The organism is Pseudoalteromonas sp. DL2-H2.2, from assembly GCF_021532535.1.
Lineage (GTDB): Bacteria > Pseudomonadota > Gammaproteobacteria > Enterobacterales > Alteromonadaceae > Pseudoalteromonas > Pseudoalteromonas rubra_A.
Genome location: NZ_JAKGBD010000006.1, coordinates 311,455 through 333,990 on the forward strand (window position 1 = coordinate 311,455; position 22,536 = coordinate 333,990).

General features: G+C 49.1%; 14 protein-coding genes. 13 read left to right on the plus strand and 1 reads right to left on the minus strand.

The window, feature by feature from the left end:
* The first annotated feature begins 208 nt into the window (after nucleotides 1–208).
* The 7 genes from L1285_RS12920 to L1285_RS12950 all read left to right on the plus strand — a co-directional run bounded on the left by L1285_RS12920 (nucleotide 209) and on the right by L1285_RS12950 (nucleotide 8,914).
* Nucleotides 209–1,414, plus strand: coding sequence for a sensor domain-containing diguanylate cyclase (locus L1285_RS12920; protein ID WP_235412659.1), 1,206 nt, complete (start codon nucleotides 209–211; stop codon nucleotides 1,412–1,414).
* Nucleotides 1,415–1,525: 111 nt separating this feature from the next.
* Complete coding sequence (locus L1285_RS12925; protein ID WP_235412660.1) at nucleotides 1,526–2,581, plus strand: DUF2066 domain-containing protein; 1,056 nt, start codon at nucleotides 1,526–1,528, stop codon at nucleotides 2,579–2,581.
* A gap of 1 nt (nucleotide 2,582) precedes the next feature.
* A complete protein-coding gene (gene hda, locus L1285_RS12930) occupies nucleotides 2,583–3,287 on the plus strand; it encodes a DnaA inactivator Hda (RefSeq protein WP_046004551.1) in 705 nt (234 codons plus the stop codon).
* A 192-nt stretch (nucleotides 3,288–3,479) separates the two neighbouring features.
* Nucleotides 3,480–4,460, plus strand: a complete 981-nt coding sequence (gene pheS, locus L1285_RS12935; protein ID WP_046004550.1) for a phenylalanine--tRNA ligase subunit alpha — start codon at nucleotides 3,480–3,482, stop codon at nucleotides 4,458–4,460.
* 13 nt (nucleotides 4,461–4,473) lie between these two features.
* Nucleotides 4,474–6,861 carry a phenylalanine--tRNA ligase subunit beta gene (pheT, locus tag L1285_RS12940; protein WP_235412661.1) on the plus strand — a complete coding sequence of 796 codons (2,388 nt, stop codon included), beginning with the start codon at nucleotides 4,474–4,476 and terminating at the stop codon, nucleotides 6,859–6,861.
* Between the two features lie 2 nt (nucleotides 6,862–6,863).
* A complete protein-coding gene (gene ihfA, locus L1285_RS12945) occupies nucleotides 6,864–7,163 on the plus strand; it encodes an integration host factor subunit alpha (RefSeq protein WP_010384797.1) in 300 nt (99 codons plus the stop codon).
* Between the two features lie 188 nt (nucleotides 7,164–7,351).
* Nucleotides 7,352–8,914, plus strand: coding sequence for an EAL domain-containing protein (locus tag L1285_RS12950; protein WP_235412662.1), 1,563 nt, complete (start codon nucleotides 7,352–7,354; stop codon nucleotides 8,912–8,914).
* Between the two features lie 55 nt (nucleotides 8,915–8,969).
* On the opposite strand, the gene L1285_RS12955 is transcribed toward L1285_RS12950, so the two are convergent.
* On the minus strand, nucleotides 8,970–10,592 hold the full coding sequence (locus tag L1285_RS12955) for an alpha-glucosidase family protein (protein WP_235412663.1): 1,623 nt from the start codon (nucleotides 10,590–10,592) through the stop codon (nucleotides 8,970–8,972).
* 732 nt (nucleotides 10,593–11,324) lie between these two features.
* Here L1285_RS12955 and L1285_RS12960 point away from each other — a divergent pair.
* The 6 genes from L1285_RS12960 to L1285_RS12985 all read left to right on the plus strand — a co-directional run bounded on the left by L1285_RS12960 (nucleotide 11,325) and on the right by L1285_RS12985 (nucleotide 22,408).
* Nucleotides 11,325–14,180, plus strand: a complete 2,856-nt coding sequence (locus tag L1285_RS12960; RefSeq protein ID WP_235412664.1) for a TonB-dependent receptor — start codon at nucleotides 11,325–11,327, stop codon at nucleotides 14,178–14,180.
* Nucleotides 14,181–14,247: 67 nt separating this feature from the next.
* Entirely contained in the window at nucleotides 14,248–15,756 is a 1,509-nt protein-coding gene (locus L1285_RS12965) for a tryptophan halogenase family protein (RefSeq protein ID WP_235412665.1), read from the plus strand.
* A 166-nt stretch (nucleotides 15,757–15,922) separates the two neighbouring features.
* Entirely contained in the window at nucleotides 15,923–17,773 is a 1,851-nt protein-coding gene (locus L1285_RS12970) for an alpha-amylase family protein (RefSeq protein WP_442960500.1), read from the plus strand.
* A 1-nt stretch (nucleotide 17,774) separates the two neighbouring features.
* On the plus strand, nucleotides 17,775–19,265 hold the full coding sequence (locus tag L1285_RS12975) for an MFS transporter (protein WP_235412667.1): 1,491 nt from the start codon (nucleotides 17,775–17,777) through the stop codon (nucleotides 19,263–19,265).
* 19 nt (nucleotides 19,266–19,284) lie between these two features.
* Entirely contained in the window at nucleotides 19,285–21,678 is a 2,394-nt protein-coding gene (locus tag L1285_RS12980; protein WP_235412668.1) for a glycoside hydrolase family 15 protein, read from the plus strand.
* A gap of 343 nt (nucleotides 21,679–22,021) precedes the next feature.
* Nucleotides 22,022–22,408 (plus strand): DUF805 domain-containing protein, encoded by a 387-nt coding sequence (locus L1285_RS12985; protein WP_235412669.1) that lies wholly within the window; start codon nucleotides 22,022–22,024, stop codon nucleotides 22,406–22,408.
* The last annotated feature ends 128 nt before the right edge of the window (nucleotides 22,409–22,536 follow it).

Here is a 22,536-nt window from a genome sequence, read left to right on the forward strand (position 1 = left end):
TTGTTGTTTAAATAGTGTAAACATAAAGAGTTGCGTATTTATGTCAAGTCATTGCTTATGAATAAATTCATTCTCAGCCCTGTTAGCCGGGTTGTGAATGAGCCCGGTAAGTTAGCTGGCTTATCGCGCGTTTTTTTAACGCAATCTGCTAAAACCTCGACTAAACTATACGAGTGCCATAATTAAAGGTGGAACAAGTGAGAACAGGATGAATGAGGTTGTACTAGAGAAGATGGAAGCTCTCGACAGTGGAGAAGTGATTGACAGCATGACGGACATCGTTGCCTGCCTGAATACCAGTGACTCAATCCAGCGCTTTTTACTGGATATACACTGTATTTTGCAAAAGGTAACTTACGCGGACAACTTCTACGTTGTGTTGTTTCGCGAGGACGGCAGCCTGACTTTCCCTTACTTCCACGACGTAAAGGATGATATTAACCCCTCAGATTTGGAAGCATTGTCACTGGACGAAATCGCCCATTCATTGACGGCTTATGCGTTACAGTCACAAAGTGTGTGTAACTACAACTGCGAGCAGCTGCATCAGCTGGTTGCTCAGGGGCGGTTAAATATTATCGGCACTGTGCCAAAGCAATGGCTGTGCTTCCCGCTGGTCAATCGCAGTAATTTTATGGGGGCGTTTATCATTCAGTCTTATCGGCGTGAAGATGAATACTCAGGTGTGATTGTGGATGTGCTTTATACCATCAGCCATGTGATCTCTTCTGCGCTGGATGCCTTTAATAACCAGCAGGCCCTGGTAGAAGCCAACAAAGTGTTGCAAAACTACCAAAGTGAGTTAGAAAGCAAAGTGGCCGAGCGGACCCAGGAGCTTGAGTCCAGTCTGTCCGAACTACAAAAAGAAATTCGGACCCGTGAAGCGCTTCAGCAGCGGCTGGAGCATGAAGCCTTACATGATACGCTAACGGGCCTGACCAACCGAAAATTCTTATTCCGAGAGCTGAATAACCTGGCCGAGCGCTCAAAGCGCGGCCCGGTATCTGTGCATATTTTGTATCTTGATTTAGACGACTTTAAGCCCATTAACGACAACTACGGCCATCACAATGGCGATATTGTGTTGCAGGAAGTGGCGCGCAGAATTCAAAGTGAACTGCGCAGCTACGACGTACTTTGTCGTCTTGGTGGGGATGAGTTTGTTGTGGTTCTGTCTGATCCCATAGACAGATCGGTATTAATGCAGATCTGCACTCGCCTTATTGCCTGCTTGTGTGCCCCCATCTCGCTGGAAGAGGGACAGCCGGTACAATGTGGCTGTAGCATAGGGGTTGCGAATAACCACGGGGTATTCACGGCTGAAGCGCTGCTCAAATGTGCCGATAGTGCGCTTTACTCATCCAAAGAGCTGGGTAAAAATCAGGCTTATTTTTATGATGAACCAGTGCTTTGACCACAAAAAACACAACCTCATACTGGTACGTGCAAATCAATCGGCACTGGCTTTTGCTTTGCAGCGACGATTGCATTAGGATCGGGTTTTCTCCTTAACTTTTTGGTTGTTATGGCACTGAGATTATTTTTACTGGGGTTGTTTGGCTGGTGTATGGCCGCAAGCGCGGTTGAGGTAACCGATCTATACGAAGCTACCCTGGAGGTAGATAACAAGACGCGCGCAAAACGCGTTATTGCCAGTCAGCAGGCCCTGGACCGTGTGATCCAAAAATTGACAGGCCGCACGGAGCATTTAAACCATCCGCTGATCCGCCAAAGTAAAAAACGCATTTCCGATTATATGCTCAAATACGAGTATATCGACTCAGCCGACGGCGACATCAAAATCCGCGTGCGGTTTGAAGCCGATAAGGTTGAGCAGCTGGTCAGGGACAGTAACTTACCTTTGTGGGGCAACCGTCGCCCTATGATTGCTATCTGGTTAGTAATTGAAGACAACTTGCGACGAGAGTTTGTGACGCAGGAAAGCTACCCTCAGCTGGAGCGACTCATTTACGACACGGCAGCCGAGTGGGGGATCCCTGTGGTTGTGCCACTGATGGACCTGACCGACCGCGCTCAGGTTGGCATCGCTGAAGTGTGGGGGAATTTTTCTAAGCCTGTTGAGGCCGCATCCATGCGCTATAACGCCGAGCGGGTGATCACCGGCCGGTTATTTAAACAACCTAACAGCAGCAGCTGGCAACTGGATTGGCGTTATACCGATACCGATCAGTTTGAGTCGACCCAGCTGGTCGGCGACAAACAACAACTGCTTATTGCCATGATCAATGATATGTCAACGGCGCTGGCTGCGGAATATGTGATTGATCCCAACCGCTCTTATGCCACCAACAGCACCGTTTTAACCGTTGATAAACTGACTTCGTTCAGCAAAATTGAACTGGCCAGACGACAGTTGCTCAGCATTAGTACGGTGCAGGATGTTGATGTGATTTATCGCCAGGGCGATCTGGTCAAGTTTGAAGTAGAGCACGGCTCGTCTGTTGTTGATTTGCAAAAGTCGCTGAAATTAGAACGTGCATTCAGTGTGTTCGTCGACCCGCGTGCGTTTTATCAGGTCGCCAGTGCTAATAACCTCAGATACAGCTGGGTAGGGCAATAATATGATGCAGCCGATGCAAATGGCGTTGCCTGTTACACTGCCTGATGATGAAACGTTTAGTGCCTATTTTGGCGGCGAAGGGTCGCTGGAGGTGACACACCTTAAAAATGCGCTGGAGGCGATTCATCAGGACTTTCAGTTTACCTATCTGTGTGGTTTGGGCGACTCGGGCAAGTCTCACCTGCTTTATGCCACCTGTATTCATGCTCAGGAACAGGGCCTGTCGACCATATTACTGTCGCTCAGAGAAGTGATTAACTTTGGCCCGGCGGTGCTCGACGGGCTCGAAGCGCTGGATGTGGTATGTATCGATGATGTGCATTTAGTGGCGGGTAATGAGTCCTGGGAAAAAGCCCTGTTTAACTTTTTTAACCGTTTTAACGAGCCAGGTAAGTGCTTAGTTGTAACGGCCGATCTGCTGCCAAATATGCTCAATCTCAGCCTGCCAGATCTGGAGTCTCGTTTTACCTGGGGCACCACCTTTCAGATCCGCTCAATGAGTGACGACGATAAGGCCGAAGCACTGGTTAAAAGAGCTAAAATGCGAGGCCTGGAACTCAGTGATGAATGCGCCCGGTTTTTACTGACCCGACTGAGCCGCGATATGCGCGCATTATTAGATGTGCTTGATAAACTGGATCATGCATCCATGGCGGCACAACGAAAACTGACCATCCCCTTTATTAAAACCACATTGAATTTGTAACCATCAGCTGTGGAATTTTTGAGCGTCTGCGTCACAAATTCCACCTAAAACCTCAAACCGGCCCAAAATCAACTATCAACCCGTAAATTGACCAAGAAAAGCTCCCAATTTGGGCTAGAATCTGCCCCGTTGTTTCAGTTATTATAATCGATTCAATGAAAGGCAAATTACCTCAACAAGATCAGGTATAGAATGAACTTAGAGAATATTTTAGCGCAAGCGCTGGACGCCGTTGCAAACGCGAGCGAAGTTGCGCAACTTGAGGAAGTCAGAGTTAACTACCTTGGTAAAAAAGGTGAGATCACTGGACTACTAAAAACCCTGGGCAAACTGGCTCCCGAAGAACGTAAAGAGGCGGGCCAGGTGATTAACCAGGCAAAAAATCAGGTTCAGACCGCGATCAATGACAAGCGTGAAGCGCTTGAGCAGGCCGCACTGGCTCAAAAGCTGGCTGCAGAAACCATCGACGTGACCTTACCTGGCCGCACTATGCCACAAGGTGGCTTGCACCCGGTAACACGTACCATCGAGCGTATTGAACAATTTTTTGGTGAGCTGGGTTTTGCGGTTAAATCAGGCCCGGAAGTAGAAGACGACTTCCATAACTTTGATGCGCTGAATATTCCAGAGCACCATCCTGCGCGTGCCGATCATGACACCTTCTACTTTAACCCTAAGCTGGTTCTGAGAACCCAGACCAGTGGTGTACAGATCCGTACTATGGAAGCTGAGCAACCGCCACTGCGTATTATTTCTCCGGGTCGGGTATATCGTAACGACTACGACCAGACACACACGCCAATGTTCCACCAGGTAGAAGGCCTGATGGTAGACACCGACGTGAGCTTTACTGAATTGAAAGGCATTTTGCACGACTTTTTACGTAACTTTTTCGAAGAAGACATGGAGATCCGTTTCCGTCCGTCTTACTTCCCGTTCACTGAGCCTTCAGCAGAGGTCGACGTGAAAGGCAAAAATGGTAAGTGGTTAGAAGTATTAGGCTGCGGCATGGTACACCCGAATGTACTGCGTTCAGTCGGCATTGACCCTGAGAAGTACACCGGTTTTGCCTTTGGTATGGGTGTAGAGCGTCTGACCATGCTGCGCTATGGCGTTAATGACTTGCGTGCTTTCTTCGAAAACGATTTAAAATTCCTAAACCAATTCAGATAAGAGCGATACAACAATGAAATTTAGTGAAAAGTGGTTAAGAGAATGGGTTAATCCTGCGATTGATACCGAGGCTCTATCTGAACAGTTATCAATGGCCGGTCTGGAAGTCGACGGTGTCGACCCGGTTGCAGGTGATTTTGAAGGCGTGGTTATCGGTGAAGTGGTTGAGTGTGGTCAGCACCCGGATGCTGACAAGCTACGTGTAACCAAAGTAAACGTTGGCGAAGACGAGCTGCTGGACATCGTCTGTGGTGCGGCAAACTGCCGTGCGGGCCTGAAAGTGGCGGTGGCCAAAGTCGGTGCAGTTTTGCCAGGCGGCTTTAAGATCAAAAAAGCAAAATTACGCGGCCAGCCGTCACACGGCATGCTGTGTGCGTTTGAAGAGCTGGGCATGGCTGAAAGCTCAGATGGTATTTTAGAGCTACCAGCTGATGCAAAAATTGGCCAAAACATCCGCGAATACTTCAACCTTGACGATGTGACCATCGACGTTGACCTGACGGCAAACCGCAGTGATTGTCTGGGCATTAAAGGTCTGGCGCGCGAAGTTGGTGTATTAAATGGTATTGATGTCAATGAGCTGGCTATCCCGGCCGTTGAACCTACCATTGATGACAAAATTGAGATTGAACTGGTGAACAGCCAGGCTTGTCCTCGTTACCTTGGCCGTGTGGTTAAGGGCATCAACCTGGATGCGGTGACGCCTCTGTGGATGGTTGAAAAACTGCGTCGCTCGGGTATTCGTTCAATCGATCCGGTTGTTGATATTACCAACTATGTGCTGCTTGAGCTGGGCCACCCAATGCATGCTTTCGATTTGAATGCCATTGAAGGTGGGATCAAAGTACGTAGCGCAGCAGAAAACGAAGAGCTGGTATTGCTTGATGGTAATACGGCCAAGCTGAAGCCAAGCACGTTGGTTATTGCCGATCACAACAAAGCACTGGCGATGGCCGGTATCTTTGGTGGCGAAAACTCAGGCGTTAAAGAAGGCACTACAGACATCTTGCTTGAAAGTGCATTCTTCAGTCCTTTAGCGATTGCCGGTCAGGCACGTAGCTATGGCCTGCATACTGATGCATCACACCGCTACGAGCGTGGTGTTGATTATCAACTGCAACGTGATGCCATGGAGCGCGCAACGGCGTTGCTACTTGAGATTGCGGGCGGACAGGCAGGTCCTGTGGTAGAAGCGGTGTCAGAGTCAGATTTGCCAGAAGCAAAATCAGTAACGCTTCGTCGCGCACGTCTTGACCGCGTTATCGGCTACCATATTGAAGACAGCAAAGTGACAGACATTCTGACGCGTTTAGGTCTGGATGTGACCTTTGCCAACGACAGCTGGACAGCCACGGTACCAAGCTACCGCTTTGACATCAGCATTGAAGAAGATCTGATTGAAGAAGTTGCACGCGTGTTTGGTTACAACAACATTCCAAACGTTGCCCCAACAGCGGCGTTAAAGATGACCGACCATCAGGAAGCGCGTTTACCGGTTTCTCGCCTGCGCAATGAACTGGTTGCACGTGGTTATCAGGAAGCGATCACCTACAGTTTTGTCGATCCGAAGAAGCAACAGCTGTTACACCCTGAGAGTGACGCACTGGTATTGCCTCACCCAATTTCTGTTGAAATGTCGGCAATGCGCGTTAGCCTGATGCCAGGACTGCTTAATGCGGTGGCGTATAACCAAAACCGTCAGCAGTCACGTATTCGCTTGTTCGAACACGGCCTGAAGTTCATTAAAGATGAAACTGCAGAAAACGGCGTTCGTCAAACGCCGGTCATTGGCGGCGTGGTTTATGGTAATACCCATAATGAACACTGGGGTATTGCAAGCCGTAAAACCGACTTCTTTGATGTCAAAGGGGACGTTGAAGCATTACTGGCCCTGTGTAACGATAAAGCGCGTTTCAGCTTTAAAGCACAGGCATGTGATGGGCTACATCCTGGTCAATCAGCGGCAATCTATGCTAACGGCGAGCAAGTCGGCTTTATTGGTGCGGTGCATCCACAACTGCAAAAGTCATTGGATCTGAATGAAACCGCGTATGTTTTTGAAGTTGAAACAGCGGCAATTGCTCAGCGACAGCTTCCAGAAGCGGTTAGTATCTCGAAATTCCCGTCAAATCGCCGTGATATTGCTATTTTAGTTGCAGATGATGTAAAAATAGGCGATATTTTAGAAAGCATTGAGAAAGTTGGCGGAAATCAATTAGTTGACCTAAACTTATTCGATGTGTATAAGGGCAAAGGTATTGAGCCTGGTTATAAGAGTTTAGCCATTGCTCTAACACTGCAAGCCGTTGATAGAACGCTCGAAGAGAAAGACATCAACGACACTGTAGAAATCGTGGTGGCCGAATTGGCCAAACAATTTAATGCATCGTTGAGGGACTAGATATGGCGCTTACTAAAGCCGACATAGCTGAACACCTATTTGAGAAATTGGGGATAAATAAAAAGGATGCCAAAGACTTAGTTGAAGCGTTTTTTGAAGAAATCCGCTCAGCGCTGGAAAGTGGAGAGCAGGTAAAGCTGTCCGGTTTTGGTAATTTCGACCTACGCGATAAGAAAGAACGCCCAGGTCGTAATCCTAAAACTGGTGAAGACATTCCCATCTCGGCACGTCGTGTTGTAACTTTCAGACCTGGTCAGAAGTTAAAGACACGTGTAGAAGTAGGAACCAGCAAAAACCTGTGATCACGCAGTGTGCTAAGTAGTTAACCACAGGGAGCTTTTCCTGAGGTGCTCGTAGGCTATCTGTCTGATAATTAAGAAACCCTGGCGCAAGCCGGGGTTTTTTGTCATAAAAACTTCATTTAGCTGTTTTACCATCTGGCCTTTGTATTTGAGTTTGGAGTGCGAAGTTGACTCAGGGTAATCACTCCTTGACCGATCGTATAAAAAACATTGTAGTTGCTTGGTTGATCAGCTCCTTACTGTTTGGTTTACTGGCAATTTTTGTTTATGTGCAGCAAAAAGACGCCGCTAAGCAATCCGTGCAAGCCGCTTCAGAATTGATCAGGCTTGAACTGGACACTCAGCTGCGAAACATCGATCGTTTTCTCAAGCAAGCAGAGCAACTTAATCAGGCGTGTGATGGCCGAACGATTTCTTTGATGCGAGAGCAGGTGTTTATTAATCCTGCCTTGAGTGAGATTGGGATCGTTGATCAGTCTGGGCGCTTGTTGTGTAACTCTTTTGGTCGGCTGGACCCCGCAGTGCAAACGACCGAGCCTATCAAACAACCTGGGCTGAGATACCATGGCCCGATCATCACGGACTTTTTACAAGTACCTGCGTTTGTACTGGCGCGTACGCGCAGCGATGGCTTTGAGGTGAATGCGTTACTGCCAACCAGCTGGCTGAGCGATACCCTGGACATTACGCGGCATAAAAACCTGGCGTTTATCGCATTGCTTGATGGCGACACAGGCGTGCCCATTTTTTTGCGCGGGCAATACACCTTGCCACTGGGAGAGGTGATATTTCCGATACGTGATGAGAGAGAGTTTGAAGGAGGCTTTGATGACGGAACACAAAAGTATATTTTTGCCCGTCCACTGGCCGCTTTGCCGCAACTGACCATTATGGTTGCCAGCGATGCAAAACAGTTGTCTGCCATTAAGCCGGTATGGCTGCTTACTCTGCTGCTGCTCTATTGCGCCTCTTTGGTGGGGTTAACTATGTTGTTAAACTATTATGACCGCCGCGTATTGAGCAGTCGGGCACTCTTGCTGGGCGCGATAAGCCGGCAGGAGCTGTTTAACGTCTATCAGCCCCTGGTTGATGCGACCACCCGCGAGGTTGTTGGGGTTGAGGTATTGATCCGCTGGCAACACCCCCTTGAAGGTGAGCTGAGTCCGGCCTATTTCATTCCGGAAGCGGAGCGCGATGGCAGTATTCAGGAATTGTCAGTCTACCAGATTGAAAAGGCACTGAGCGAGTTGCGCACAATTGTGCAGAGCAGACGCAATTTTAAAGTCTCTTTTAACGTAAACGGCTACCTGCTGACCTGTCCGGATTATCTTCAGATGCTACATCAAGCCAATGAAGTTATCCCTCAGCTGACGATAGAGCTGACAGAGCGCGACGTGCTATCTCAGGCACAGATACACTCGGTGCTGCAATCCCTGGTAGAGAAGGGCGTTGAGATAGCAATAGATGATTTTGGGACAGGTTACAGCGGGCTGCACTATTTACAGAGTTTCCCCATTGATTTGCTGAAAATTGACCAAACCTTTGTTGCATCCATCGGCATGGACAACCTGCAATCTCCCGTACTCAATGCGGTGATAGAAATGGCCAATAAGCTCGATAAAAAACTGATAGCAGAAGGGGTGGAGACCGCGCATCAGGCTGAATATTTATCCCGCCAGGGCGTCACAACTCATCAGGGTTGGTATTACTATAAGGCGATGCCCATTCACGAATTGAAGCAAATTTGCTAGAAATACATGAAATGGGCAGTAAAAAGCCCCGGTGTCGGGGCTTTTGTTCAAGGGGTTACAATGAAGCAAAGTAGCAGCCAAATCCGGGCAGGGATAGCTGGCCGTCTTCATAGTGACCATTATGGTGAACGATTTCCAGGTGCTGAGCATGGCCTGCAAGTGTTATCGCCAATTGTGCAGGTTGCTCGCTGAGGTTAAATGCGCACAACAAAGTCTTGCCCTGATGACGTCGATAAAATGCCAGCACGGGTTCCGGAGTATCAATAAACTCAATATCACCGACCTGTAGTTCTGGCATGGTATTACGCCAGGCCATAAACGCCTGATAGCGACTTAGCACTGAGTCCGCTACGTCGGCTTGCTCAGAGACCGCTCTAAGCTGATGCGCTGGCGAAACTGGCAGCCAGGGTTTGCCTTCAGTGAAACCGGCATGTCCAAGCTGAGTATCCCATGGCATGGGTGTTCTGCAGCCATCACGACCTTTAAAATTAGGCCAGAAAGTAATGCCATAGGGGTCTTGTAAGTCTTCAAAGGCAACATCTGCTTCGCCCAGGCCCAGCTCTTCGCCCTGATACATGCACACACTGCCACGTAAAGAGCCGAGCAGGGCGGTAAGCATACTTGCCTGACGATCATCGACTGTTTTACCGTCTTTAGACCAGCGACTCGCAACGCGCTCAACGTCGTGATTACTGAAAGCCCAGCACGGCCAGCCTTCGGTCATGACTGCCTCAAGACGCGATACGGTTTCACGAATATAACTTGCACTGTAGTCTTTGGTCAGTAACTCAAAGCTGTAGCCCATGTGTAGCTTGTCGCCGCCAGATGTATATTCCGCCATGGTCTGAAGAGAGTCTTCTGATGAAATCTCGCCCAGACTCACAGTGCCCGGGTAACGGTCGAGCAGGGCACGGATCTCGGCCATAAAGCTGAGGTTTTCCGGCTGAGTATTGTTGTAATAATGGTACTGGAAGGCATAAGGGTTGTCTTCGCTGAAGCCGCGACCCTGGCGCAACTCCTTAGGCTTAGCCGGGTTGTCTCGTAACTGCTGATCGTGGAAGCAGAAGTTAATCGCATCAAGGCGGAAGCCATCGACCCCTTTTTTCAGCCAGAACTCCACATTGTCCAGCACAGCCTGACGCACGTCTGGGTTATGGAAGTTCAAGTCCGGTTGCTCGGTCAGGAAGTTGTGCAAGTAGTACTGACAACGGCGCGAGTCCCATTGCCAGGCAACTCCACCAAAAATAGATAGCCAATTATTCGGCGGGCTGCCATCAGGCTTGGCATCTGCCCACACATACCAGTCGGCCTTTGGGTTATCCTGGCTGATGCGGCTTTCACTGAACCAGGGGTGCTCATCCGATGTATGGCTCAGTACCTGATCAATAATGATCTTAATATCGCGTTGATGCGCCTTATCAATTAGCTCGTCAAAGTCATCCAGGTTACCAAACATAGGGTCGATATCACGATAGTCGCTGATATCATAACCAAAGTCTTTCATCGGTGACTTAAAAAAGGGTGAGACCCAGATGGCATCTACGCCAAGCGACTTAATATAGTCAAGCTTGCTAATGATCCCCTGAATATCGCCAATTCCATCATTGTTGGTGTCACAAAAGCTGCGAGGGTAAACCTGATAAATTACCGCGCCTTTCCACCATTCTTTTTGAGCCATGCACATTCTCCTGCGCCGTGCAGTCGGGTTGTCGTATATAAAAACCTGCCTCTGAGGTCATTTGGCAACACTCTGTTTTGAGTGGCCCAATAACTGTAGTCAACTCAGACGAATTGAGGTCAGGTTTTTGGTTAAGCTGGATACGCCAACACGTATTATTAACAATGGCGAAAAGCATACGGCATGCGCTGATATGAGTAAAAAGCCTGCATACGTATGCAGTATAATTAGTTGCTACTGAATTAATATATATCAGCCGATGCAAACTTGTCGGGACTGTTTACCAATATATGTACCTGCCTGACATGGCCTTTTACTACCTGTGTTACAGTTAGATTAATTGGTAATACCAATTGCCTAATAAATGATAAGCTAAAAAATTCAGCCAAGTTTTGCGACGCTTTCACTGGCAGATATTTGAATTTAGTTAAAACTTAGTAAATTCAAGTGAAGGAGAGTACCCGACGCCCATGCTGTGATTGTTGCGATAACATTTATAAAGGGAACAGTAGCTTAGCGCCATTAGGGGTGAATGTTCTGTGAACAAAATGAAAGGGGGGTTGCGTTGAATACGTATGCATAAAGTTGTTTGCATGTTGAACGCAGCGCTACTATTGCCGCTGACAACAAAATTACCGCCTTTATAAATCGTTGTAGCGCTCCACGGGTCACCGTGTGACGAATTAACAAACAACTAGGCGTCATAAAAATGGTTAATTGGGATAAAACACTATGTCTATGTTCAAACCAAGCATGCTAACAGTTGCGCTTATGGCCGCTGGCGTTAGCCACTTTTCGGTCGTTGCAGAAGAAGAGAAAGCAGTAAAGCAAGAAGACGTTGAAGTAATTGAGGTACGTGGTATCTCTCGCAGTATCATCGCGTCAATCGATAAAAAGCGTTACAGCGACACTGTAGCAGAAGTCGTTGATGCCGGTGACTTGGCATCTTTGCCCGATGTTTCCATTGCAGACTCCCTGAGCCGTTTGCCTGGCGTTACAGCGGTACGCGCGAGTGGTCAGTCATCTCAGCTGAATATCCGTGGTATGAATGGTGACTTTATTCAGACCACGCTCAATGGCCGTGAACAGGCCAGCACCAGTGGTTACACTGCGGGTAGTCGCTGGATTTCATTTGACCAGTACCCGTCGGAGCTTATCAATCAGGCAGCGGTATATAAGTCGCCAAAGGCCTCTTTAGTTGAAGGTGGTGTTGCAGCAACGGTTGAGCTGAAAACAGTGAACCCGCTGGAGGCGAAAGAGCAGCACAACTTTAACTCGTCAGTTCGTTATTCATACAATGATGCGGCATCTGATGTCGGCGCCGATTCAAGTGGTGAGCGTATTAGTTTCTCTTATCAGGGTAAATTCCTTGATGAGACCTTAGGCTTTGGTATTGGTGCGGCTATTCTAAACCAGCCAAACAATGCGATTGATGTTTCTGCACATGCGCCAAAACGCTCACAAGACTTTGATGGCGATGGCACAGAAGAGCGCTCTGTTAATGGTTATCAGGTTCGCTCAGCGAAAGGTTCGGATGAGCGTTTGGGCCTGATGAGCACTTTGGTCTACCAGCCTACAGACGCCCTTAAAGTACAATTTGACTACTTCCGTTCTGAGTTTGAATCTGAAGATCGTAAAAGTGGTTTGAACATTGAAGGGTTCGAGAAAAACTTAGGCTCGCTATACACGCTGAACAATGCGGTAGTAAAAGATGGTTTCCTGGTCGCTGGTGATGTTGTGATCACTGATCCCAACGGCCCTTGGGTTGAAATGCGTTCAGAAGACCAGTCTACCGATTCTACTACAGACAGCTTTGGCCTGGACTTAGAGTACGTGACAGATAAGTGGGAGCTTAGACTGGACTTTGCACACAGTAAAGGTGAAAAAACGCGCCGTGATGTGATCGCATCTATGCACGCCTACGAGTTTGGAAATGCAGTCGTCGATGGTACTTTGGTTGAAACCTGGCAAGAAATGCGCAACCAAACCTTCTCTTTTGTACAGCAAGAGAAAGATTCACCCCTGTTGACTTTAGGCAATAGCTATACAGATCTGTCTAACATGCGCCTGGGTGACTGGGAGCAGTTCCCACACAGATACACAGATGAACTTGATAGCTTTAAAGTAGACTTCAAGTATCATGTTGAAGCCGGGTTTATCTCTTCTATTGAAGTAGGTGCCCGATGGTCAGACCGAGAGTTTACCGATCAGCGTTCAACATTCCGCTGGGGCGCGCGCGAAGGCCAGAATGGCTACAAAATGCCAGATGGCACCATTGTTACCAACAAAGGATGTGAGTTTAACCACCAAAACCACACCTGTGTGCCGCACTCTCTGGATGGTTTTGTTACGGTTGAGCACACCCGAGGATTCAATTATCTTGAGCTAGACTTGATGGGTATTGCCGACGCGGTATTTGGTCCGGGTAATTATGACGCGCAGCAAACCTGGGAGCACAACTGGACCCTGATTGAAAGTGGTGCCGTTAAGGAAGAAGTCTTAGCCGGTTATGTAATGGCTAACATAGATACTGAGATAGGTGATATCCCAGTTACGGGTAACTTCGGTGTACGTGTTGTCAGAACAGATACTAAATCAGTGGGTATTCAGCAGATCCAAGGTGATGAAGTAGGTGATACCATTGTTGATGATAATGGGGTTGCACGTACTGATTACCGTAATGTTGAATACGGACCAGAATACACAGATACATTACCGTCTTTGAACCTTAACTTCCGTGTGACTGACGAAGATCAGATACGCTTTGCGGCTGCGAAAGTAATGGGTCGTCCGCCTGTGTATCAGTTGCGTGGTGGCGCTGGTTCTTGGGCTGATACAGCCAATGATGGTGAGAGTCCACGTTACAATGTTTGGTCAAAAGGTAATCCAAACCTTGACCCGTTCCGAGCAACTCAGTTTGATTTGTCATATGAGCGTTATTTTGAAGATGGTGGTGCGTTCGTTGCAGCCGTTTTCTGGAAAGACATTGAGTCTCTGATTGAGAGCATCACTTATCAGGAAGGCGAGGTTGACTGGGCGACAATTGGTCTTGAAGTGCCGGAAGGTTTTGTAGCTGGTCAGTACCAGACAACTCAAAACAATGATCAGGGTGGTTATATCCGTGGTGTCGAGCTGGCGTATACCACTATGTTTGACAATCTGCCTGGCGTTTTCTCTGGTCTAGGCTTTAACGCTAACTATTCATACACCGAGAGTGAAACAACGGTTGATGGTGGCGGTAATTTCCCGGATCAGCAGCTACCTATGCCTGGTTTGTCTAAAAATGTCTGGAGTGCGACGATTTTCTGGAATATCGATGCATTTACCACGCACCTGAACGTACGTTATCGTGATGAATACGTGTATGAAGGCGCATCACCAGGTGGTTCATCTTTGGCATGGGCGGATGAGTACACTGTGGTTGACTGGCAGGGTACTTATGACTTTGACAATGGCTTGCAGGCCGTTCTTCAAATCAACAACCTGACCGATGAGCCAAACACCACCAACTATGGTACGGCATTGGCAACCGGCGAGTACAAAGAGTTCGGTCGCCAGTATTTCTTAGGGTTTAACTATAGCTTCTAAGTACCGAACGCTGCTGTAATAAAAAGCCACCAGTTTACTGGTGGCTTTGTTTTATGAGGTGAAAATGATGAATAAAAAGAGAATCGTTATTTTGGGTGGTGGCACCGCCGGGTGGATGGCGGCCAACCTGATGGCAAAAAGTTGGCAGGACCAGTCGATTGAGATTGCCCTGGTTGAATCACCGGATATTGGCATCATTGGTGTAGGCGAGGGCTCTACTCCCCAGTTTAAGGGCTTTATGGACTTTATGGGGATCAGTGAAGCGCAGTGGATGCCAGCGTGTAACGCAACCTATAAAAATGGCATTCGCTTTATTGACTGGTCAACGCGCCCCGGCTTTAGCAGCTACTTTCATCCTTTTCCCTCACAGCCCGACGATTATTCAGCACCTGCCTTTTTTCACAACAGCTTTGTACGAAGAAAAGCGATTGATGTCGCGGGCCACCCGGACCCATTTTTCCTTACCACCTATCTGGCAGAGCAGGCTAAAGCGCCAATCGCTGCGCATCATTTCCCGTTTGAAATTAACTATGGCTATCATTTCGATGCCGGTAAACTTGGGCTCTTCTTAGCTCAAACAGCCCGCGATTTAGGTGTAGAGCATATTCAGGCCAATGTCAGCGATGTGCGTAAGCACCCCGATGGCGATATAGCGGCCCTGATCTGTGAAGCCGGTATGGAAGTCACCGGAGATGTCTTTATTGATTGCTCTGGTTTTCGCAGTTTATTGATGCAGCAGCATTTAGAAGTGGGTTTCGACTCCTTTGCCAATAACTTGTTTAACGACGCTGCTGTGGTGTTGCCAACCGAGCAGGGCGAGGTGATTTCCTCTGAAACCCAATCTATTGCCAGAAAATTTGGCTGGAGCTGGCATATCCCACTGACCAACCGCATTGGTAACGGCTATGTTTACAGCCGACGCTATTGCGATCCGGATAAAGCTGAGACCGAATTACGCACCGCGCTGGGGTTACTGGACAGTGAGGTTGAAGCGCGTCACTTAACCATGAAGGTGGGGCAGGTCAAAAAACACTGGCATAAGAATTGTCTTGCCATTGGACTGTCGCAAGGGTTTATTGAGCCGCTGGAAGCAACGGCGCTTCATATTGTTCAGGAAACCGTTCAAAGTTTTATTGAATGTTACCAGGAGGGTGAGTTCACCGATAAGCTCAAAACCAGACACAACCAGTCACTCGATGCGCGCTATCAGGCCATTCGCGATTACATTGTGGCGCACTATCGTGTAAACAGCAGAACCGATACCCAATACTGGCGCGATAACGCAAACAACAATCAGCTCTCACGTTCTTTATATGACGTATTGCAAACCTGGGTGTCGGGCAAAAACTTATCGGATGAATTACATCGTCAGGATATCGACAAATATTACCCCTCCGTAAGCTGGCACTGTTTACTTGCCGGTTACGGCATTTATCCGGAGCAGTCTCAATTGATCGCAGGCAATGAGGAGGCGAACAAGTACGACTTATCACAAGTACAGGATTACATTGCCCGGTGCGGATTAAATTTTGAAGATCACCGTGCGCAGCTTGAGCGATTGGCCAGGATGCGATAAATCGACGATCTTTGTCCCTGAGCAGAGTTTACATCTGGGCACTAAGAATGTTGAACATGACGCGTGGATGGATAGGGACTCTGAATACGTATGCAAGTGGTTCACCCGTGAATACCAAGTCAGTAGACTCATTGAAAATACTAAAAATGACAATATTATGATGACAATAAAACCGCAGGTGTTCGCCCTTGGGTTGATCACCGGCTCTGTGGTACTGAGCGCCTGTAACAGTACTAACGACAACAAGACACCAACCACCGACACTCAGAGTCTGGCAGCGCAGCACAGCGCCGCCAAGCCAGTTGTTTATCAGGTTTTTACCCGCCTGTTCGGTAACACCAATGGCAACAATATTCCCTGGGGCACAAAAGAACAAAATGGCGTAGGCAAGTTTGCAGATTTCACCCCCAAAGCCCTGTCCGAAATCAAAGCCATGGGCGTGAGCCACGTCTGGTATACCGGGGTTTTACATCATGCCTTGGTTGGGGATTACACCGAGTATGGGATAGCCCTGGATGACCCGGACGTGGTTAAAGGCCGTGCGGGTTCACCCTATGCGGTAAAAGACTATTACAACGTCAATCCGGACCTGGCCGTGAACCCGGCCAACAGACTGGCTGAATTTGAAGCCCTGATCGCCCGCACCCATGAAGCGGGCATGAAAGTGGTGATTGACATAGTGCCCAACCACGTTGCGCGAAATTATCAATCGCTCAGCGCACCGCAAGGTGTCAGCGACTTCGGCGCAAATGACGACACCTCAGTGACCTACGCTCGTGATAACAACTTTTACTATGTGACCGGCGAAGATTTTAGCGTGCCAGGCTCGCAAGACTATCAGGTACTTGGCGGCGAGCCACACCCGCTTGCCGATGGCAAGTATACTGAAAGCCCGGCCAAATGGACCGGCAACGGCGCACGTGCCGCGCAGCCCCATATTCATGACTGGTATGAAACCGTCAAAGTGAACTATGGTGTTAAGCCCGATGGCAGCTACGATTTTGCTACCTTGCCGGCGCAGTATGCCCAGCTTGATTATCGTGCTCACTATGCATTCTGGCAGGATAAAAAACTGCCCGACAGCTGGTATAAGTTCCGCGATATCACCTATTACTGGCTGGACAAGGGCGTAGATGGCTTCCGTTATGATATGGCCGAGATGGTGCCGGTTGAGTTCTGGAGCTTTCTCAATGCGTCTATCAAGATGAAAAACCCCGACGCCTTCTTGCTTGCCGAGGTGTATAACCCAACGCTTTACCGTGCTTATATTGAACAGGGCAAGATGGACTACCTGTACGACAAAGTGGGCTTGTACGATTCGCTCAAAGCCCTGATGCAAGGCAAAGGCACGGCGCAGCAGGTGCTGGATGTGCATGCCAGTGTTAAGGATATTGCACCGCACATGCTGCACTTTTTAGAGAACCACGATGAGCAACGTATTGCCAGCCCTGAGTTTGCGGGTGATGCCAATAAAGGCAAACCCGCCATGGTGGTGAGTCATTTGCTCAGTCAGTCACCAACCTTGTTGTATTTTGCGCAGAGCGTGGGTGAAGACGGCTCAGAAATGGCCGGGTTCGGCAAGCCCAGCCGCACCAGTATCTTCGATTACATCGGTGTACCGGCCCATCAGGCCTGGATGAACCAGGGCAAGTTTGATGGTGCCTTGCTGAGTGAAGAGCAAAAGGCGTTGCGCGCTTATTATCAAAAACTGATGAACATGGCCTCATTCAGTGCGATTGCGCAGGGCGAGTTAGTCTCAACACCAGTCACAACGCGCAGCGGCCAAAGCGCAACCAAAGTCATTGGGTTTGCCCGTCAGAGCGAGTCACAACGTCTGGTTGTGATCAGCAACTTTGATGCAGACGCTCCTCAAACTGTCTCTGTCACTTTGCCAGCTGGCTGGCAGGGCAATGCGATTGACAGACTGGAACAACATGGGCAGGTTGCACTTAACAACAATCAGCTGACAGTCACCCTGGCCCCGCTGGCCAGTGCGGTCTTTGAACTAGAGAATTAATATGCAAAAACAAAAACCACAACTCAGTTTCTGGCAGATCTGGAACATGTGCTTTGGCTTTCTGGGGATCCAGTTTGGCTTTGCACTGCAAAACGGTAATGTCAGCCGGATCTTTCAGACACTGGGCGCCAAAGTCGATGATATTCCCATTCTCTGGGTTGCCGCTCCATTAACGGGCTTGATTGTACAGCCCATCATTGGTTACTGGAGTGACCGCACCTGGGGTAAGCTGGGGCGCAGACGACCTTTCTTTTTGTATGGTGCCATTCTGACCACCTTGTCGTTATTCTTTATGCCGAACTCTCCGACACTCTGGATAGCGGCGGGTATGCTGTGGATCATGGATGCGTCAATCAACGTTACCATGGAGCCATTTCGCGCACTGGTAGGTGACAATCTCAACGAAAAGCAGCGCGCCAATGGTTATGCGATGCAGAGCTTCTTTATTGGCGTAGGTGCCGTGGTGGCATCGGCCTTACCCTGGATGATGACTAACTGGTTTGGGATCAGCAATACCGCTGAAGCAGGTCAGATCCCTGAGTCTGTTAAGTATGCTTTCTATTTCGGTGGTGTGGTGCTGTTTTTGGCGGTGGGCTGGACCATCCTAAAAACCAAAGAGTACACGCCACAGCAGCTGGCGGAGTTTGCCGGTGAAGCGGTTGAAACGCAAACCAGTCAAAGCTATCTGGCTATCAACTATGCGCGCGCAGCACTTATTTCTGGCGTGATAGGCGGGGGGATCCTGGCTGCTGTAATTGGAATGCAACTAGAGAAAGAGTTGTATCTGCTGAGCGGGTTGTTCTTATCCTTTACGCTGGTCCTGTTAATTGCTGGCTACCTGCAGCAGCGCGGCAGCACCTCAGGTGGTTTTTATAACGTTATCTACGATGTATTTACTATGCCCGGCACCATGCGCCAGCTTGCCGTGGTGCAATTCTTCAGCTGGTTTGCCTTGTTTGCTATGTGGATCTATACCACCTCGGCAGTCACCAGTTTTCACTATGGCACGACCGAGGTAACGAGCAAAGCCTATAACGATGGGGCCGACTGGGTGGGCGTATTGTTTGCCGCCTACAACGGTTTTGCCGCACTGGCTGCTGTGTGTATCCCTGTGATGGTGAATCGCCTGGGCATGCGTGGCGCACACTGCATTAACTTACTGTTGGGCGCAGGCGCATTATTGAGCTTTAAAATGATAGCCGATCCTAGCCTGCTTTGGCTGCCGATGATTGGCATTGGCTTTGCCTGGGCCTCAATCCTGTCGCTGCCTTACGCCATGCTGAGTAATTCATTGCCAGCTCATAAAATGGGTGTCTTTATGGGGATCTTTAACTTCTTTATCGTGATCCCGCAGCTGATGGCGGCCAGTGTACTTGGCCTGATCCTGAGAAACCTATTTGATAATCAACCGATTTTTGCATTAGTGGTTGGTGGTGTGTCGTTCCTGCTTGCAGCAGTTGCTGTAATGCGGGTGAAAATCGAACAAGAATAACACCACCCAAGGAGACTTTATGAAAAAACTATCTAGTTTAACCCTAGCTTTGATTACGGCCGGACTCGTCGGTTGCGGCAGTGCCAACAATGCGGCTCAATCGCAACAAGCTGCGCCAGGCGCACCGGGTGACAAACCATACTGGGCGTACTCAGGTAAAACCGGCATTGGTACTTCTTACGAAGCTTACAAGCAGGGCCAGTATTCTGATCAGGCAAGTACAAAAGCCGTATCAAAAGTGTGGTTTTCCATCGCCAAGGGCATGATCACTGAAACTATGTTTGGTCTTATTCACCAGGCGCAGATCAAAGACATGCAGTTTATTGTTACCGGCCCGGACTTTACGGTAACAGAGCAAGATGCGCTGGACGTCAGCATCGATTACCTCGATAAAGATGCGCAAGGTCGTCCGCTGTCTTTGGCATACAAAGTGACAAGCAAAGATAAGCAAGGCCGCTTTACGCTTGAGAAACACATATTCACCGATCCTGACGGGCAAACGCTGTTCGTCCGGGCTAAGGTACACACAGCGCTTGATGGCGTGAAACTGTTTGTAAACGTGAACCCGTATGTGAATAACAACGGCCTGAACGATTATGCGAAAGTCACTGAGCAGGGCCTGGTTGCCTGGGAAGGAGACAATTACCTGACACTGCAAAGCAGCACGGGCTTTAAACAGGCAAGCGTGGGCTTTACCGGTCAGAGCGATGGTCTGGCACAGCTTAAAGCAAGCCAGTCATTGGCACAGCGTTACACCAGCACAGGCGCACAAAGCGGCAACGTGAATTGGCTGGCGGAGCTGGGTGACGTGGACCAGCAGGCGACATTCGACCTGGCACTGAGTTTTGGCAAATCGCAAAGCGCGAGTTTCCAGGAAGGTGCTCAGTCACTGGCCCGTGGTTATCAGCAGGTGCTGGCCCACTACAATGGTGAGGGAGAAGCGATTGGCTGGCGCGACTACCTGAACAGTCTTGAGCCTATGCAAAAGCTCAGTGGTTACACGGCCGATCAGGGTAAACTGCTTTACACCAGTGCTTTGGTGTTAAAGGCGCAGGAAGATAAAACCCACGCAGGGGCCCTGATCGCCTCTTTGTCTAACCCTTGGGGTGACACCGTGGCGGCTGAGCAAGGCCATACCGGTTATAAAGCGGTCTGGGTGCGCGACTTCTATCAGGTTGCGATGGCGTTTTTGGCCATGGGCGATCCGCAAACCGCACTGACCGCATTTGAATATCTTGAAAAAGTACAGGTCACAGACAAAACCCCTGGCAATCACGGCGACACCGGCTGGTTCTTACAAAAAACCCATGTTGACGGTGAGCTGGAGTGGGTAGGCGTGCAGTTGGACCAAACTGCTATGCCGATTATGCTGGCGTGGAAACTCTGGCAGGCCGGTGTACTGAGCGATGAGAAGCTTGCTTACTGGTACAAGCGTATGCTCCAACCAGCGGCCGAGTTCTTAGTCGATGGCGGATTGGCAAAAATCCTCTGGAACGACACGCAAATTACACCACCGGCCACACAACAGGAGCGTTGGGAAGAGCAGGACGGCTATTCACCATCGACAACCGCTGCCATTATCGCGGGTCTGGTCGCTGCCAGTGACATTGCGAAACTGGCCGGTGATAAAGCCGGTAGTGAGCGTTATATGGCAACAGCCAAGCGTTACGACAGTGAAGTGGAATCGACCATGTTCACCACTGAGGGTAACCTGCCTTCTAAGCAAAGCGATGGTAAATATTTCTTCCGCATTGGCAAAGACGCCAACCCGAATACCGATACTAAGCTAAGCGACAACAATGGCCGTGCGGGTATGGATAAAAAGCAGATCATTGATGGTGGCTTCCTCGAGCTTGTACGCTATGGCGTCAGAGCGGCAGATGCCAGCAGCATTACCAATACCTTGCCAGAGTATGAAGATGAAAACCTGCCGGAGAACCTGCGAGTTAAATACAGCTTTAACTTTGCCGGTGATCCTAATAGTTATCCAGGCTACCGCCGCTATGGCAACGACGGCTACGGAGAAGATGAGGTACGCGGGACCAACTATGCTGAGCAGGGCCAGAACACGGCCGGTCAGCGAGGTCGGGTATGGCCTTTCTTTACCGGTGAGCGCGGTCATTACGAAATTGCAGCGGCCAGCCAGGCTAATGCGCTGGATGACAATGCGGTTAAGCGTATCAAATACACTTACATCAAAGGCATGGAGCACTTTGCAAACGAAGGCCTGATGTTGCCTGAGCAGGTGTGGGATGGCGTGGGTGTGAACCCGTTTGGTTATACACTGGGCGAGGGTACCAACTCCGCAACACCACTGGCGTGGACGCATGCTGAGTACGTGAAGCTGGTTCGCTCACTTGCCGATAAGCAAGTCTGGGATCATTACCCGATTGTTGAGCAGGCGCTTAAGTAATCGCGCTGACAGGCTGATAAAAAACGCGGTGTACCTTGTCGGTCACCGCGTTTTTTATTGCGCGTATGCAGAAATGCGGGAATATCAGACTGCAATGTATTTGTTCCAGCAAGGTATGACGCAGTTTTCCGAGAAAAAAGCGGCATTCGAGGAAATGGTTAATAAGTTAAACCAGGTACTTGAAAGCAATCGCGGAGCGGCTCAATAGAGTCAGGCGTATTTTTACATCACGCGAGGCTGACTTTGTATTGCAAAGGTTTTTGTCTATCCTGTTAAACAGCACGCCCTGACAGTGCTGAGGCTATGCCGTTGTGGCATAGCAAATTAACAAGGAGAAAAGCCTGTGTTTGACATTTATTTATCTGCATTAAAAAAGTATGCAGTGTTTAACGGCCGAGCAAGACGCAAAGAGTATTGGCTGTTTATGCTTTGTAATCTCATCGTCACAATTGTGCTGGGGTTGGTCGATATGACATTGGGGCTTTACTCCGAAGAGTCCGGCTTTGGGCTGCTCAGTGGCCTATATGCGCTGGCCGTGATAATCCCCAGTATTGCGCTGAGCATTCGCCGCTTGCACGATACCGGGCGCAGTGGTTGGTGGATACTGATCTCTTTGGTGCCTGTGGTAGGGCCTTTGGTGCTGTTGGTATTTTACGTGATGGACAGTACGCCGGGTGACAACGACTATGGCCCTAACCCCAAAGAGCAGTCGTCGCAGCAAACACTGTAAATAGATTTGTGTCGCAGCCTGTCACTATGCTTAGCTGAGAGTTAAGGACAGGCTGATAAATATGCACGCCGCTTTCGCAAAGCAAGCCGGCTATGCTGGCACAATTATCTCACTAATGTGAACTGATC

What these genes read in the sequence shown, in the direction of transcription:
- L1285_RS12925 (WP_235412660.1), top strand. Translation starts at nt 1,526, where the DNA reads ATGGCACTGAGATTATTTTTACTGGGGTTGTTTGGCTGGTGTATGGCC.
- L1285_RS12980 (WP_235412668.1), top strand. Translation starts at nt 19,285, where the DNA reads ATGAAAAAACTATCTAGTTTAACCCTAGCTTTGATTACGGCCGGACTC.
- hda (WP_046004551.1), top strand. Translation starts at nt 2,583, where the DNA reads ATGATGCAGCCGATGCAAATGGCGTTGCCTGTTACACTGCCTGATGAT.
- L1285_RS12955 (WP_235412663.1), bottom strand. Translation starts at nt 10,592, where the DNA reads ATGGCTCAAAAAGAATGGTGGAAAGGCGCGGTAATTTATCAGGTTTAC.
- pheT (WP_235412661.1), top strand. Translation starts at nt 4,474, where the DNA reads ATGAAATTTAGTGAAAAGTGGTTAAGAGAATGGGTTAATCCTGCGATT.
- L1285_RS12960 (WP_235412664.1), top strand. Translation starts at nt 11,325, where the DNA reads ATGTCTATGTTCAAACCAAGCATGCTAACAGTTGCGCTTATGGCCGCT.
- L1285_RS12920 (WP_235412659.1), top strand. Translation starts at nt 209, where the DNA reads ATGAATGAGGTTGTACTAGAGAAGATGGAAGCTCTCGACAGTGGAGAA.
- L1285_RS12975 (WP_235412667.1), top strand. Translation starts at nt 17,775, where the DNA reads ATGCAAAAACAAAAACCACAACTCAGTTTCTGGCAGATCTGGAACATG.
- pheS (WP_046004550.1), top strand. Translation starts at nt 3,480, where the DNA reads ATGAACTTAGAGAATATTTTAGCGCAAGCGCTGGACGCCGTTGCAAAC.
- L1285_RS12965 (WP_235412665.1), top strand. Translation starts at nt 14,248, where the DNA reads ATGAATAAAAAGAGAATCGTTATTTTGGGTGGTGGCACCGCCGGGTGG.
- ihfA (WP_010384797.1), top strand. Translation starts at nt 6,864, where the DNA reads ATGGCGCTTACTAAAGCCGACATAGCTGAACACCTATTTGAGAAATTG.